At 36.8% G+C, this 14,706-nt stretch carries 15 protein-coding genes; all 15 read right to left on the bottom strand.

The genetic code is table 11. The annotated features are described in order from the left end of the window. Positions 1–8: 8 nt before the first annotated feature. The 15 genes from AC5SLP_RS08110 to rfbA are packed head-to-tail and all read right to left on the bottom strand — an operon-like array spanning position 9 to position 14,705. Entirely contained in the window at positions 9–1,100 is a 1,092-nt protein-coding gene (locus tag AC5SLP_RS08110; protein ID WP_495254657.1) for a DegT/DnrJ/EryC1/StrS family aminotransferase, read from the bottom strand. Continuing rightward, positions 1,097–1,459 (bottom strand): sugar 3,4-ketoisomerase, encoded by a 363-nt coding sequence (locus tag AC5SLP_RS08105; RefSeq protein WP_495254656.1) that lies wholly within the window; start codon positions 1,457–1,459, stop codon positions 1,097–1,099. The genes AC5SLP_RS08110 and AC5SLP_RS08105 overlap by 4 nt, the downstream gene beginning before the upstream one ends. Beyond that, entirely contained in the window at positions 1,460–2,407 is a 948-nt protein-coding gene (locus AC5SLP_RS08100) for a hypothetical protein (RefSeq protein ID WP_495254655.1), read from the bottom strand. Further along, a complete protein-coding gene (locus AC5SLP_RS08095; protein WP_495254654.1) occupies positions 2,400–3,206 on the bottom strand; it encodes a TIGR04325 family methyltransferase in 807 nt (268 codons plus the stop codon). The genes AC5SLP_RS08100 and AC5SLP_RS08095 overlap by 8 nt, the downstream gene beginning before the upstream one ends. Continuing rightward, positions 3,203–4,096, bottom strand: a complete 894-nt coding sequence (locus AC5SLP_RS08090; protein ID WP_495254653.1) for a glycosyltransferase — start codon at positions 4,094–4,096, stop codon at positions 3,203–3,205. Before AC5SLP_RS08090 ends, AC5SLP_RS08095 begins: the two co-directional genes overlap by 4 nt. Further along, a complete protein-coding gene (locus tag AC5SLP_RS08085; protein ID WP_495254652.1) occupies positions 4,097–4,747 on the bottom strand; it encodes a class I SAM-dependent methyltransferase in 651 nt (216 codons plus the stop codon). Then, a complete protein-coding gene (locus AC5SLP_RS08080; protein WP_495254651.1) occupies positions 4,737–6,053 on the bottom strand; it encodes a flippase in 1,317 nt (438 codons plus the stop codon). The genes AC5SLP_RS08085 and AC5SLP_RS08080 overlap by 11 nt, the downstream gene beginning before the upstream one ends. After that, a complete protein-coding gene (locus AC5SLP_RS08075; protein ID WP_495254650.1) occupies positions 6,047–7,105 on the bottom strand; it encodes a GDP-L-fucose synthase family protein in 1,059 nt (352 codons plus the stop codon). Before AC5SLP_RS08075 ends, AC5SLP_RS08080 begins: the two co-directional genes overlap by 7 nt. 4 nt (positions 7,106–7,109) lie before the next feature. Further along, positions 7,110–8,228 (bottom strand): GDP-mannose 4,6-dehydratase, encoded by a 1,119-nt coding sequence (gmd, locus tag AC5SLP_RS08070; RefSeq protein WP_495254649.1) that lies wholly within the window; start codon positions 8,226–8,228, stop codon positions 7,110–7,112. Next, positions 8,225–9,556: a mannose-1-phosphate guanylyltransferase/mannose-6-phosphate isomerase gene (locus AC5SLP_RS08065; protein WP_495254648.1), complete on the bottom strand. Its 1,332-nt coding sequence runs from the start codon at positions 9,554–9,556 to the stop codon at positions 8,225–8,227. The genes gmd and AC5SLP_RS08065 overlap by 4 nt, the downstream gene beginning before the upstream one ends. Positions 9,557–9,567: 11 nt before the next feature. Continuing rightward, entirely contained in the window at positions 9,568–10,734 is a 1,167-nt protein-coding gene (locus tag AC5SLP_RS08060; protein WP_495254647.1) for a nucleotide sugar dehydrogenase, read from the bottom strand. Beyond that, a complete protein-coding gene (locus AC5SLP_RS08055; protein ID WP_495254646.1) occupies positions 10,735–11,994 on the bottom strand; it encodes a nucleotide sugar dehydrogenase in 1,260 nt (419 codons plus the stop codon). Positions 11,995–12,004: 10 nt separating this feature from the next. Continuing rightward, complete coding sequence (locus AC5SLP_RS08050; protein WP_495254645.1) at positions 12,005–12,823, bottom strand: DNA ligase; 819 nt, start codon at positions 12,821–12,823, stop codon at positions 12,005–12,007. Continuing rightward, complete coding sequence (gene rfbB / locus AC5SLP_RS08045; RefSeq protein ID WP_495254644.1) at positions 12,820–13,845, bottom strand: dTDP-glucose 4,6-dehydratase; 1,026 nt, start codon at positions 13,843–13,845, stop codon at positions 12,820–12,822. Before rfbB ends, AC5SLP_RS08050 begins: the two co-directional genes overlap by 4 nt. Further along, positions 13,842–14,705, bottom strand: a complete 864-nt coding sequence (gene rfbA, locus AC5SLP_RS08040; protein ID WP_495254643.1) for a glucose-1-phosphate thymidylyltransferase RfbA — start codon at positions 14,703–14,705, stop codon at positions 13,842–13,844. The genes rfbB and rfbA overlap by 4 nt, the downstream gene beginning before the upstream one ends. Position 14,706: the final 1 nt, after the last annotated feature.

The raw sequence follows: 14,706 nt of genomic DNA, 5'->3' as shown, positions 1-14,706 counted from the left end.
TCTTGTTTCTATTCAACATCTTGGAAAGCATTGATACACTGGCAAACCTCTTGAATATCTTCTTGGGTGTGATAATACGAAATAGGCAAACTCAGAGTTGTCGCATGTATTTCATCGCTTAGCGGATACTCTCCTGTCAAGATACCCTCCATCGCTTTTTGTCTATGGGGAGGAATTGGGTAATGCACTTCCGTCTTAATGTGATGCGCCAGTAAGTACTCTCTAATCTTATCTCTTTTCTTATGGCGGATATTAAAAATATGATAAACATCAAAAAAATCTTCATGAACCACAGGCTTGATAAAGCGTTCATCTAATAGTTCGTGATACAGTTGCGCCAAACATCTCTTATGGTTCGTAATATCTTCCAATACTTGAAGCTTAACCGATAAAAACCCTGCTTGAATTTCATCTAGCCTTGAATTAAATCCTATCTCGTCATTGTAGTATTTTTTCGCAGAACCGTAATTACGTAAAGATTTTAGCTTTGTTGCAACATCAACATCATCGGTCGTAATTGCCCCGCCATCGCCTAAGGCTCCTAGATTTTTCGTTGGATAAAAACTAAAACACCCAACGCCGAACGACCCTACTTTCTGATCTTTATACATAGCACCATGCGCTTGTGCTGCATCTTCAATAATTTTCAAATTATATTTTTGAGCGATATTCCCAATCCTGCCCATATCACATGCCTTGCCGTAAAGATGCACTGCCAAAATCGCTTTTGTCTGAGAAGTGATTTTCTCCTCAATTTTAAGGGGATCAATCGTATAAGTTTTTATATCCGGTTCAACCAAAACAGGCTTTAAGCCATTGCGCACAATAGAAAGAATGGTTGCTATATACGTATTTGAAGGAACAATGATTTCGCTCCCTTTTGGAAATTTAAAAGCGGCAATTGTCAAAATGAGAGCGTCAAGCCCTGAAGCAACACCCACACAATGCGATGTTTGACAAAACAATGCAAATTCTCTTTCAAAGCTTGCTACATTATCGCCTAAAATAAACCAACCGCTCTCCAAAAATTGGTTAAATTTCTCTTTATACGCATGAAAAAGTTTTTGATTGCTCAAACGTAAATTTTCATATTCGATCATTCATACGCCTCATCAATATAATCATCTACATCATAATGTTCGGAAGCAAATACTAATAAAATTGCCCCGTTTGAAAACGCATCCATCGTATGCCAATCTTCAGGATCCAACAAAAGACATTGATGCGGTTTATCTAAAACAAAGGTTGTTTCATCTTTGCCGTTGTGCACATAGATTTCACAACTTCCTCCTACACATATAAGTGCTTGTTTATTCTTTTTATGACGATGCCCTCCACGCTTACATGTAACATCATAAATATAATAAAAACGCTTGATTTCAAAAGGCAATATACTTTCAACAACACTAAGCTTTCCTCGGTCATCTCCAAAAGTGGGAATTTTGATTAGTTGAGCCATTTAAAATCTCACCATCTCGTCCATAGAAAATACATTATAAACACCTTTGATTCTTCTTTTAAAATTTCTAAGCATCATTATACACTTCTGTGTTAATTTTACACGACCATGATAATCATAAAAATCCCCCAAAGCCATAAGCATGTTGCGAATCTTTTCAAGGTGTGCAATATAGGGTCTATAAAGCAAATCAATATCGGTTTTTCTAAGTCGATAACTACCAAGTTCTACGTGATTAGATGCAAGGAACTTCACACCGTGAAAATGATAAAAAATAAGCTCAAAGTTGTTATTTTCCAACAGATATTGTTGCACATTCCAAGGAGCGACACCTCCACCCAAATGTTGCAATACGTGTACGCCTTCAAATCGACTCGTCCAATCGTCTAAATATTTCTGATCTCCAAATTTACCGTTTTCGTGCCGTGCATAACACCATTCGTTACACGCATCTTTCCACCAATTTAAAACCCTCATGCCATTATCGTCGCTTTTAAAAGTCATAAATTGTACACAGTAAATTCCGCTCATAACGCTTTGATCGTATTGAAGAGAGTATCTATGTTCCGTTATTAGTACGGACTTTTCGCCCATCTCTTCAATAAGTACTGAAGGATTCGCAAAAAAATATACATCGGCATCAAGATACGTACAACTCTCAAGATAATAGTTTTCTATAGCATACTTGATAGTAGAAGGAGTACACGTCCAGCAGTATTCTCCCGCACTGCGGGTCTCTTTGATGCTAAGTAGCGCTTCATCTTCAAATTCTTGCAGTGCAATAACTGTTACGTTTTCAAGGTTTAATTTTCTTAAAAGGGTATAACATCGTTCATCAAATGCAAAAATATAAAGATGAAAATCATCGCTATGCTTTTTCAAAGACTCATACATTGCAAGTCCTCTTGTGACATAGTTGCTATCAAAAAGGGTACAGTAGTTATACATTTTTTATCTTCCTCATTATAAAACCCTTGAATTCATAATCTTGATTTTTGCCATCAATTGCATTAAATACTTCAATTAACTTATATTTTTCTTCAAAATAAGAAGTCAATTTATTAAAATCAAAAAACCAACAAGGGTAACTTGCGCTATAAATAGAGGGTGGAACAATTTGAAGTTTAATTGTATCATCACCCAAAACAGAAAATGGCGTTCTATCAATTATGATAATCTCAAAGGGATGCTTCAAAAGTGCATCCAATACAGCATAAGGTTTTTCCATATACTGCAAAACACTTGATAAAACAAGTATATTTGGCTTTTTGGCTTCTACACAACTTTGAATATCATCATAAAATTTGAGTCTATCATCTTCAAACTCTTTCCTACCAATATCAACAAAGTGCATTTGTTCGACAATATTCCATGAGACATCACTCAACTCATTTAAAAACTTTTTATTTTGAAAATAAGTACTGCCCAAACTTCCACCAAAATCCATTACATGTAAAGCTCCATGAGATTGAGCAGCAGCATACATTAAAGCCGATAGAAGAGGCCATGAGTATTGAACCTCATCAAATAAAACACTATCACGCTCATAAACAGCTTCACCCTTTTTAACCGTTAATAGTGAGGCTCGAACTTTTTGGAGTATTTCTTCTGTACTGTATCCCGTAGAAGCATTTCGTGCTTCATCCCAACTGACATAATTTCCATGCCAACCGTATTTATTATTTTTCAATTTTATTAAAAATTCAAATAAAATAGGAGGTGTCAATCTTTTAATAAATTGGTTCATTTACCTAATCTTTTGATTATTGATATAATTCTTTTCACAATACTTGGCTTGATAGAGTTCAAAAAGTTTTCTATTTTTGTTCTTGCTATCAAATCTTCTTTCACTTCATTTTTGTTCAAATTTATATTGCTGCTCAATCTTACAGTAAAAATATCAGTTTCACTTGTGCAATGTGTTCCCTGAGCATCAAATCCAATATTTTGAACATAACTTTGTCTTGGGTACAATGTTAATTTATTTTGTAAAAATGCTGAAAAATACCAGCGGACAGCCCAAGAATTATTTTTACCAGATATTTGATCTTTTAACATTTGTGTAAATTCATAACTATTATTAAAGTTTGCCTCTTTTTGTATACCCCGTTTTTTTACCTCATCTAATAACTTTTTACCATCTTTTTCAAATATATCCCAACCTCTTTTCCATGTTGCCCAGCCCCAACAATCTGCACCTTTAATAAAAAAAGTATCTGGTAAATTGTCAATAGGATATACATATCCATGAATAGAAATAACTTGCTCTTCATCTGCATACATCTCTAAAGCTTCATTCATATACGTTAAAAAGCAAGGACTTGTGACCAAATCATCTTCAAGAACAATGATTTTGCCGTATTGATTGACGATTTTTGTCACGCCGTCGATAATGGAGTTTGCCAACCCCCAATTTTTTTCTCGCTCGATAACCGTTACTTTTTTAAAGCCGTCTATCGTTTGAAGATACTCTCTTACATTTCTTACATGTAAAGACACCGCATCGTTTTTAGCGCCGTCACTGTAGATAAAAAGCTCGCTTTCGCTAGCCAATATGTTTTTTTGAAGAGCCTCAATAGTTAGCTTGGTGTGCTCTAGACGATTGTATGTGAAAAGGACGATGGGTGCTAAAGTCATTTATATTCCCAAACAATTATTGGTGCGATAAAAAATTGTTGTATTCTTGCGATAAAATAGTCCAGGGCTTATGCCCCAAAAGTCAATTTTTTTAAAATTTTTATTTAATAAAAATCTAACACCGGCTTCATAAGAATATCTTTCTGCATCATCTAAAATAATTACGCCATCTTCTTTAATACAATTGATAGCATTTTTCAGACAATGGACTCTATCTCTTCCATCAATAATGACAAGATCATATTGCAGATTTAATTTTAAGGGGAAGGAAGAATAATCTCTCCCATATTCCAATATTTGATAATAAAGATTCACGTTTGATGGAATACTCTGACTTATTTCTTCAAACCATTTTTGATTATGTTCGACAGCAGTTACAGATTTCACATACTTGCTATACCATAAAGTCGAATGGCCTGAACCATATTCAAAAATATCCATTCGTTTATTCAGCCGACTTGAAATAAAATCGATAAAACTATAAGTAACCCAAGGTAGTGGCTCATTTTTTTTGTTCATGGGCATTTGATAATTGAAAGAATTGATCCAACCAACTTCATGTAAATAACCATGTTTACCCATTGAAAGTAATTTTTTCAGCAATTTTGGATGGCTCAACAAAAACAATATTTGTTTTATCTTACTTATCATATTTTATTTTACCCATATATAATAGTGATTTTGTTTTCATACAGAACATCCGTTTTGTTTTGGAATTAAAAAAATCAAAGAAATAAGCTGCTAATGATTGGCTCAATAATGTTGCAAAAGCAACTCCTTGAGTTCCAAATCTCGGCATCAAAACTATATTTAATAGTATATTTAATACCATGGCATAAAAAGTCCTCCAAAAAGCTAATTTCTGGAGATTTTCAGTCACGTACCAATTTCCGCTTGCAACACCTAAAAATACGAACACTCCTGCCCAAATATGTATTCTTAAAACACCTTCGGCTTGAGCGTACTGGCTTCCGTAAAGCAGATGAACGACCCAATGTGATAAAAATGTCATCGGAAGCGCAATGAGTATCGCTAACCATATCATCAAAGAATAAAGCTTTTGAAGCCTTATGTAATAAAGCTCTTCACTCACTTGTTTCGCATTTACGATCGCCGGAAAAAGCGAACTTGCAATAACCATCGGTATAAAGTACCATGCCTCGGAAATTCGTACTGCCGCAGCATACTGTCCTACGGCCCCGCTTCCTAACATTTCTTGAATCATCACTTGATCGATTTTCATATAAATCGACACTACAAGACCGCTTAACATTAAAGGCCACGTATTTTGCAAAAGTGCTTTGGCTACGGCAGCATCAAATGCTTTAAAATAAATGTTCCATCGCGTAAATCGTGCATAAAAATAAATAAGTCCTAAGGCTAAAACCATACTATCGAAAAGCACAATCCACACAAACGCAGCTAAAGGCGCTTGATAAAAAATACAAACGACTTTTAAAAAGCTCGAAAGGCAAAGCGACACGGTATTAGCGTAAACAACGTATCGACTAAGCACTTTGGCTTGAAAAAACATATCGATAACGTTAAAGGACTGAAAAAAGACTGCCGAAGCAACGATAAAAACCATTTTATTCATAAACGCATCGTTTGAAGTAAAACACACGGCAACACCTAAAAGAAGCACGGTCAAAAAGGCGGCGCAAAGTTTTAATACAAATGCCGTCGATAACAGAACGTCTTTATGTGCATCATCCTTCACCAACTCTCTCACGACGATGCTATCAAGTCCCAACGTCGAAAGCACCGTAAAAAGCCCTACAAAACTTTGCACGTAACTAAACAAGCCATAGCGTTCGGGTCCTAAATAGCGCGCCACCCAAACACCGACAAAAAGGCCGACGAACATTCGCAAAACTTTTTCGCCCAAAAGCCATGATGTGTTTTTAAAATATTTTTGAAATCCTTGATGATTTTTGAGTAACGAAAAATTTAACATGTAAGCTTATGGCTCAAATACCATTCGTATTCTTTTTTAATACCCTCTTCCAATTCCACCGTATGCTTCCAACCGAGATTTCTAAGTTTCGAAACATCCGTCAGTTTTAAAAGCGTACCGTCGGGCTTTTGCGTATTAAAATGAATGCCTCCGTTATAACCAACGATTTGTTTGACTAAATAGGCTAGCTCTTTGATGGAAATATCCTCACCTGAGCCGATGTTGATATGCGTGTTGCGAATCTCTTTATCGTTTTTGTCATATGTGTCTTTAAAATCGATTCTTTCCATCAAGAAGACGCACGCATCTGCCATATCTTCGCTGTAAAGAAACTCTCGTCTAGGCTTCCCACTTCCCCAAATCTCGACGCTATGAGGGAAAATACCGAAACGCTCAAGATAGATTTTGGCTTCGTCAAAATATTTAACATGTAAGTCTTTCATCAATGCTTCGATATTGCCCTCATCCCACAGTTTAGCCAGGTACATTTTGCGTAGCAATGCCGGTAAAACGTGCGACGTTTCTAAATCAAAATTATCGTTTGGCCCGTAAAGATTGGTTGGCATGACCGAGATAAAATTGGTGCCGTATTGAAGATTATAGCTCTCGCACATCTTGATACTCGCGATTTTTGCTATCGCATAAGGTTCATTGGTGTATTCAAGCTCACTTGTGAGTAAAGAGTCTTCGCTCATAGGTTGTGGCGCATTTTTAGGGTAAATACACGTTGAGCCTAAAAAAAGCAATTTTTTGACACCATGAACATAACTTTGATGAATGATGTTATTTTGGATTTGTAAATTTTCATAGATAAAATCAGCTCTATACATGTCGTTAGCAACGATACCCCCAACTTTGGCAGCAGCGAGAAAAACATACTCAGGTTTTTCTCTCTCAAAAAACTCTGTAACAGCGTGTTGATGGGTTAAATCAAGCTCAGCATGGGTTCGGGTAACAATATTTGTATACCCTTTACATGTAAGGTTTTTAACAATCGCAGAACCAACAAGCCCACGGTGCCCTGCGACATAAATTTTGGACGTTTTTTGCATCATCTTACTCAAAATAACTCATGATTTTATAGCCACCCTCTTTGAGATAAACATCTTTGGTCATCAATTTAAGATCACTTTTCATCATATCATTGACCAAATCTTCAAGATTGTGTTCTCGCTTCCATCCTAACTTTTGCTCTGCTTTACTGGGATCGCCTAAAAGTAAATCAACTTCAGTTGGTCTAAAATAACGTGGATCAACCGCTACAACCTCTTTACCAATTTCAACCTGATAGAGTGGATTGGAACACGATTTTACGACACCAATTTCATGAACACCTTCGCCTTTAAACTCTAATTCAATGCCGCAATAGCCAAAAGCCATGCGTACAAAGTCACGTACCATTGTTGTTTGACCTGTGGCGATTACCCAGTCTTCTGGCTCGTCCGCTTGAAGGATCATCCACATCATACGCACATAATCTTTCGCATGACCCCAATCGCGTTTGGCATTGAGATTGCCAAGGTAGAGTTTATCTTGCAATCCAAGGGCGATTTTACTGGCTGCTCGAGTAATTTTGCGAGTTACAAATGTCTCACCACGCACAGGACTTTCATGGTTAAATAAAATCCCATTACACGCAAACAGTCCATACGCTTCTCGGTAATTCACGGTAATCCAATACGCATACATCTTAGCCACAGCATAAGGACTTCTAGGATAAAATGGTGTGGTCTCTTTTTGAGGGGTCTCTTGTACTTTTCCATACAACTCAGACGTACTCGCTTGGTAAATTTTTGTCTTTTTCTCTAACCCCAAAAGACGTACTGCTTCTAAAATACGAAGCGTTCCTGTACCATCGGCATTAGCTACATATTCAGGTGTTTCAAAACTAACATGTACGTGACTCATTGCTGCTAAATTATAAATCTCATCAGGCTGCGTCTCTTGAATAATACGCGTTAAATTCATACTATCGGTCATATCACCATGATGCAAAATTAAATTTCTATTTTCAACATGAGGGTCTTGATAAAGGTGATCGATTCTGTCCGTATTAAAAAGTGAACTTCGTCGTTTAAGACCATGAACGATATACCCTTTTTTAAGCAAAAATTCTGCTAAATAACTGCCATCTTGTCCTGTGATTCCTGTAATCAATGCTACCTTTTGATTCATACATCTTCCCTTTTATAATCATCCTCAATTCTTACGATATCATCTTCACCTGTATAACTACCCACTTGCGCTTCTATCAAAATAAGTGGGATTTTACCTTGATTTTCAAGACGGTGAATCTCGCCCGCTTTAATATAGGTCGATTCATTTTCTCTTACAAGAAATGTCTTCTCTTCCACTTGAACCGTCGCTGTTCCACTCACAACAATCCAATGTTCATTGCGGTGAAAATGCTTTTGAAGGCTCAAACGTTTTCCTGACTTCACCATAATTTTTTTAATTTTATAGCCTAATTTATCTTCCAATACCGTAAAAGTCCCCCAAGGACGATGCGTCGTTTTATGCGTTGTTGTCAGTTCAACGTTTTCTTTTTTAAGTCGTCCTACAATCTCTTTGACCTTTTGAGAACTCCCTTTGTGGCTAATCAGCAAGGCATCTTCGGTATCAATGACAATTAAGTCGTGTACATCAATAAGGCTTACATGTTTAGGAGACATAATAAAATTATTATTTCCATCATTGTCCAGTTCTTGGCAGAGCGCATCAAAACTTCCGACATCGCTCCAGCCTATATCGCTAGGAACAACTTTTACTTTTTGGCTTTTTTCCATCACTGCGTAGTCGATGCTATCTTCAGGAATCGCTAACATATCCTCATGAAGGATACGAATCATGCCATCACCCTTAGCATTCTCATACGCTTGTTTACATGTAAGAAAAATTTGGGGAGCATACGCTTCAAGCTCACTCAAAAAGACACCTGCCCTAAAGCAGAACATGCCACTGTTCCAGTAGTAATTCCCAGCTTTGACATATGTTTCTGCGGTTGCATGATCGGGCTTTTCATGAAAAGCTTTCACATCGGTGCCACTTGCTTCAATATACCCAAACCCTGTCTCAGAAAAGGTTGGCTTGATGCCAAAAGTCACTAAAAAACCCTCTTTGGCTAATAAATTTGCTTCTTTAATTGCTTTTACATAGGCACTTTGATCTTTAATTAAATGGTCACTGGGTGTTACGAGTACGATTTCGTCGTTTGGTAAAGCCATACATGCCAGGGCAATGGCGGGCGCTGTATTACGACCAATGGGTTCGAGTAAATAACGATTATGAAATACTCCAAGCTCTTCAAGTTGATCAAGTGCTAAAAAATATTGCTCATTGTTAGAGACAATAAACTGCTCATCACAAATGGTACTGTTACGCTCAACGGTCAATTGAAAAAGCGACTTATGATCAAACAATTTTACAAACTGTTTTGGCATCAGTGTGCGACTAAGCGGCCACAGCCTTGTACCACTTCCACCACAAAGTATTAAATTTGTCACACTCTTCCTTTTTAATCTTTACCAAAAATATCTCTCGTATAAACCTTTTTTTCAACATCTTCAAGCTCTTGACTTTGACGATTGACAACAATCACATCGCACAACCTCTTAAATTCATCAAGATCTTTAATAACACGCGAATTAAAAAACATTGTATCTTTCAAAACAGGTTCATACACAACAACTTCGATGCCTTTAGCTTTAATCCGTTTCATCACACCTTGGATGGAAGATGTTCTAAAGTTATCACTCCCCGTTTTCATAATTAGTCGATAAATACCTACGACTTTTGGATTTTTCTTAATAATAGACTCGGCAATAAAATCTTTACGGGTACTATTAGAATCCACAATAGCGCGAATAAGATTGTTCGGGACTTCATTGTAATTGGCTAAGAGTTGTTTGGTATCTTTGGGTAAGCAGTATCCGCCGTATCCAAATGAAGGATTATTGTAAAAATTTCCAATGCGAGGGTCCAAGCAAACACCTTCAATAATCTCTTTCGTACTCAATCCATGACTTTGTGCGTAAGAATCTAGTTCATTGAAAAAAGCAACGCGCATCGCTAAATAGGTATTAGCGAATAATTTAATGGCTTCTGCTTCTGTTGAACTCGTATAAACAACCGGTACCTCTTTTTTAATAGCACCTTCAATTAAAAGTTGAGCAAAGCGCTCTGCTCGTTCACTTTTTTCACCAATCACAATTCTAGAAGGATAAAGATTATCATAAAGCGCTTTGCCTTCGCGCAAAAATTCAGGAGCAAAAAAAATGTTATCAATTCCAAATTGTGCTTTTAATTTTTGCACATAACCTACAGGTATTGTTGATTTTATCACCATCGTTGTTGTTGGATTGTGTACCAAAATATCTTTGATGACATTTTCAATTGATTTGGTATTAAAATAATTCGTTTCAGGGTCATAATCGGTGGGTGTCGCTATAATGATAAACTCCGCATTTTCATAGGCTTCTTGTTTATCCAACGTTGCTTTGAAATTCAAAACTTTTTCTTTGAGATATGTTTCAATTTCCTTATCTTCAATCGGTGATATTTTTGCATTAATCATCGCTATTTTTTCAGGAATAATATCAAGCGCAATCACTTCATGATGCTGCGCAAGCAATATGCCATTGGATAGTCCTACATAGCCTGTTCCAACGATGGCAATTTTCATCTAGAGTCTCCACGTTGGATTTTTAATAATCCCTTTGACATCAATAATGACATCACTTAAACGTTGATACTGTTCTTGTTCAACTTCAACAAAAGCCAAATGTCCAACCGCTACGATAATTGCCTCATAGTGTTTTTCTTTGTCAAAAGGATTATCAATCAAATCGTAGCCATAGTGCAATTTAGCTTCTGCTTTATCAACCCATGGATCATAGATATCTATGTGACATTTAAAAGATTGCAACTCTTCTATAATATCCACAACTTTTGTATTGCGAATATCTGGACAGTTTTCTTTAAAGGTGAGCCCTAAAATAAGAACATTGGCATCTTTGATTTTTTTATCATGCTCAATCATAAGTTTGATCGTTTTATCGGCAATATATTTGCCCATGCCATTATTAATTTGCCTGGCACCCAAAATAAGATTTGGTTTATACCCCAATTCTTCAGATTTGTAAGTAAGATAATAGGGATCAACACCTATGCAATGCCCACCGACAAGTCCTGGCTTTAATTTAATGAAATTCCATTTTGTTGCGGCGGCTTCAATGACTTCATGCGTATCAATTCCCATGGTATTAAAAATAAGCGCCAGTTCATTAATCAATGCAATATTAACATCACGCTGTGTATTTTCAATCACTTTTGCCGCTTCAGCCACTTTAATAGAAGATGCTTTATAGGTACCTGCTTTAATAATACTTTTATACAGTTTGTCTACTTTTTCTGCAATACTTGGAGTTGAGCCAGAAGTAACTTTTAAAATATGTGTCACGGTATGTGTCTTATCACCCGGATTAATACGTTCAGGTGAATAGCCACAATAAAAATCTTGATTAAAAACAAGATGAGAGAATTTTTCTAAAACAGGAACACATACCTCTTCTGTGACACCCGGGTAGACTGTACTTTCATAAATAACAATATCATTTTTTTTGAGTACTTTTCCAACAGTTTCACTCGCCTTAATTAAAGGAGTTAAATCCGGACGGTTGCTTGCATCGATAGGAGTGGGTACCGTTACAATAAAAATATTGCAAGAACGAAGTGCTTCACTGTTTGTACTAAAGAGTATTCCATTTTTAATTGCTTCATGAAGTGCTTGTTCATTGAGTTCTAATGTCCTATCAAATCCACTGCTTAGTTCATCAATACGCGTTTGAAAGATATCAAATCCTACGACAGAATATTGTTTCGCAAATTCAACCGCAAGCGGAAGTCCAACGTAACCTAACCCAATAATTGCAATTTTGTCCATTGATAACCTTTTATATCTCTTCTTTAACTCTTAGAAAAATAGGAAATCTTGGCTTTCCATTTTTTGTAAGTTCTTTATATTTATACGTAATTTTTGAGCCAATAGCGGGAGGATTTTTTCGTTCATCATCACTAAATCCTGAACCCATATCAAACGTCATTCCCTCATTATTTTTACACGTAAGAGAGCCCAAGATTTTTTTATATTTTCCCTCACCTTTATGATGCTCTACCACTTTGCATTCAGCATCATAGAAGCTTTTGACTTTTAAATTATTGGCATCTCTTTTTGCAATATAAGGTGATGATGGATTTCGAATCACAACACCTTCACCACCTTTTTGCTCAATACTATGTAAAAAAGCATATAGTTCATCTTCATCATTGCATGTCATTTGCTTAACAATATGCAAATAATCTGCTTGATTAAGCTTTAGATAATACTCTAATTTTACTAAACGTTGAATCAATCCGCCATTTTCATGCGGTACATCAAAGACATTATAAGTGATTTCTTTCCATCCATCATGCGGTTCTTGTTTTTTGACAATTGAAACGATTTTAGAAAAATCTCCTCGTTTACTCCACAACTCTCCATCCAAAGCAAATGGAGGAAACCCCTCTGTAAACCAAGCGGGAGCGGCAAGTTCAATGCCCCCTCGTGAGATAAGCTTGTGCCCATCCCAATAGGCTCTGACCCCATCCATCTTTTCGCTCATCAGCCAGCCTGAGATATTTTGGTCTTTGTACTCTTCTAAGAGCATCAATTCTGGTTTTGAAGCCCAAGACAAACTAGCAAACAAGAAAAAGAAAAGAAAAAGGTATTTCATTGCTGTAAAGCTTTGTATTTAAGAAGATACCACTCAATGGTTTTAAGAATACCACTTTCAAAGTTCTCTTCCGCTTCCCATCCCAGTTTTGTCTCTAACTTAGTGGCATCAATGGCATAACGCCTATCATGTCCTGCTCTATCTTCAACAAAGGTGATTTGCTCTTGATAAGAACGTTCTTTGGGGACGAGAGTATCCAAAATTTCACAAATTTTATGGGCGATGTAAAGGTTGTCTCGCTCATTGCGTCCACCAATATTATACGTGTCACCAGAGACGCCTTCATGAAATACAAGATCAATGCCTCTACAATGATCTAAGACGTAAAGCCAATCGCGTATATTTTTACCATCGCCATAAATAGGAATATTTTGATGGCTAAGTGCTTTACGAATAATCGTAGGAATCAGTTTTTCATCGTGTTGCTTGGGTCCATAATTGTTAGAACAATTGGTAATGACCGTATTCATCCCATAGGTGTGATGATAGGCACGTACAATCATATCGCTTCCTGCTTTACTCGCAGAATAAGGAGAATTGGGCGCATACGGTGTAGTCTCTGTAAAAAATCCCTCTTCACCCAATGTCCCATAAACTTCGTCCGTTGAAATGTGATGAAAGCGACACGCTTCATACCCTTCTTTGCGAATAAAAGGTTTTTGCATCCACGCTTTATAAGCGACATCAATCAGCGTAAATGTCCCATTGACATTGGTCTCGATGAAAACACCTGGATTTTTAATGGAATTATCCACATGTGACTCTGCAGCAAAATGAATCACCCCTTTAATATCGTGCGTTTCAAAAAGTGATTCGACTAAATTTCTATCGCATATATCACCTTGTACAAACGTATAACGGGGGTCATCTGCCACTTCAATAAGATTATCTAAATTTCCTGCGTAGGTCAATGCATCAAGATTGACAAGATGATATTCCGGATATTTTTCTAAAAAATATGGCACAAAGTTTGAGCCGATAAATCCAGCACAGCCTGTCACTAAAATCGTAGTTTGACTCATTTAACTAGGTCCTTTAGGTACTCGCCATACCCATTTTTACTCAAAGGTTTGGCGATTTCTAATACTTGCTCTTTACTGATCCAACCGTAATTATAAGCAATCTCTTCTAAACAGGCTATTTTATACCCTTGACGTTTTTCAATGGTTTGCACAAACAAACTCGCATCCAGTAAACTTTCATGCGTTCCCGTATCAAGCCATGCAAATCCCCGTCCTAAGACTTCAACTTGTAAATCTCCACGTTTGAGGTACACTTCATTGACCGTTGTGATTTCAAGCTCACCGCGTTCACTGGGTTTGACATTTTTAGCGATTTCAATGACACTGTTATCGTAAAAATAAAGACCCGTTACTGCAAAATTGGATTTGGGATTTTTCGGTTTTTCCTCAATACTGATTGCTTTTTGATTCTCATCAAATTCTACCACGCCAAAACGTTGTGGGTCTTTTACTTGATAACCAAAAACAACGGCACCCTTTTCTAATTTAGCCGCATTTTGTAAAAGTGGTGTAAACCCTTGTCCATAAAAAATATTGTCTCCTAAAATTAAGCAGACGTTATCTTGGCCAATAAATTCTTCGCCTAAAATAAACGCTTGTGCTAAGCCATCGGGGCTTGGCTGAATTTTATACGAAAGGGAAAGTCCCCAACGACTACCATCACCTAACAGCTCTTCAAATTTGCCAATATCTTGAGGAGTTGAAATAATTAAGACTTCACGAATACCCGCTAACATTAAAACCGAAAGCGGATAATAAATCATCGGCTTATCGTAAATCGGCAACAGCTGTTTGCTAATGGATTGGGTCACAGGATAGAGCCTTGTACCAGACCCTCCTGCTAAGATAATGCCTTTCATT

The sequence above is a fragment of the Sulfurospirillum sp. E15m genome, from assembly GCF_059415145.1.
Note: the sequence above shows the minus strand (reverse complement) of the source record. Positions and strands in the feature narration are given on the sequence as shown.

Bases quoted from the DNA above. Each gene is read 5' to 3' on its own strand.
- AC5SLP_RS08075 (WP_495254650.1), bottom strand. From the start codon at position 7,105: ATGCAAAAAACGTCCAAAATTTATGTCGCAGGGCACCGTGGGCTTGTT.
- AC5SLP_RS08060 (WP_495254647.1), bottom strand. From the start codon at position 10,734: ATGAAAATTGCCATCGTTGGAACAGGCTATGTAGGACTATCCAATGGC.
- gmd (WP_495254649.1), bottom strand. From the start codon at position 8,228: ATGAATCAAAAGGTAGCATTGATTACAGGAATCACAGGACAAGATGGC.
- rfbB (WP_495254644.1), bottom strand. From the start codon at position 13,845: ATGAGTCAAACTACGATTTTAGTGACAGGCTGTGCTGGATTTATCGGC.
- AC5SLP_RS08050 (WP_495254645.1), bottom strand. From the start codon at position 12,823: ATGAAATACCTTTTTCTTTTCTTTTTCTTGTTTGCTAGTTTGTCTTGG.
- AC5SLP_RS08080 (WP_495254651.1), bottom strand. From the start codon at position 6,053: ATGTTAAATTTTTCGTTACTCAAAAATCATCAAGGATTTCAAAAATAT.
- AC5SLP_RS08100 (WP_495254655.1), bottom strand. From the start codon at position 2,407: ATGTATAACTACTGTACCCTTTTTGATAGCAACTATGTCACAAGAGGA.
- AC5SLP_RS08055 (WP_495254646.1), bottom strand. From the start codon at position 11,994: ATGGACAAAATTGCAATTATTGGGTTAGGTTACGTTGGACTTCCGCTT.
- AC5SLP_RS08105 (WP_495254656.1), bottom strand. From the start codon at position 1,459: ATGGCTCAACTAATCAAAATTCCCACTTTTGGAGATGACCGAGGAAAG.
- AC5SLP_RS08085 (WP_495254652.1), bottom strand. From the start codon at position 4,747: ATGATAAGTAAGATAAAACAAATATTGTTTTTGTTGAGCCATCCAAAA.
- AC5SLP_RS08095 (WP_495254654.1), bottom strand. From the start codon at position 3,206: ATGAACCAATTTATTAAAAGATTGACACCTCCTATTTTATTTGAATTT.
- AC5SLP_RS08090 (WP_495254653.1), bottom strand. From the start codon at position 4,096: ATGACTTTAGCACCCATCGTCCTTTTCACATACAATCGTCTAGAGCAC.
- AC5SLP_RS08110 (WP_495254657.1), bottom strand. From the start codon at position 1,100: ATGATCGAATATGAAAATTTACGTTTGAGCAATCAAAAACTTTTTCAT.
- rfbA (WP_495254643.1), bottom strand. From the start codon at position 14,705: ATGAAAGGCATTATCTTAGCAGGAGGGTCTGGTACAAGGCTCTATCCT.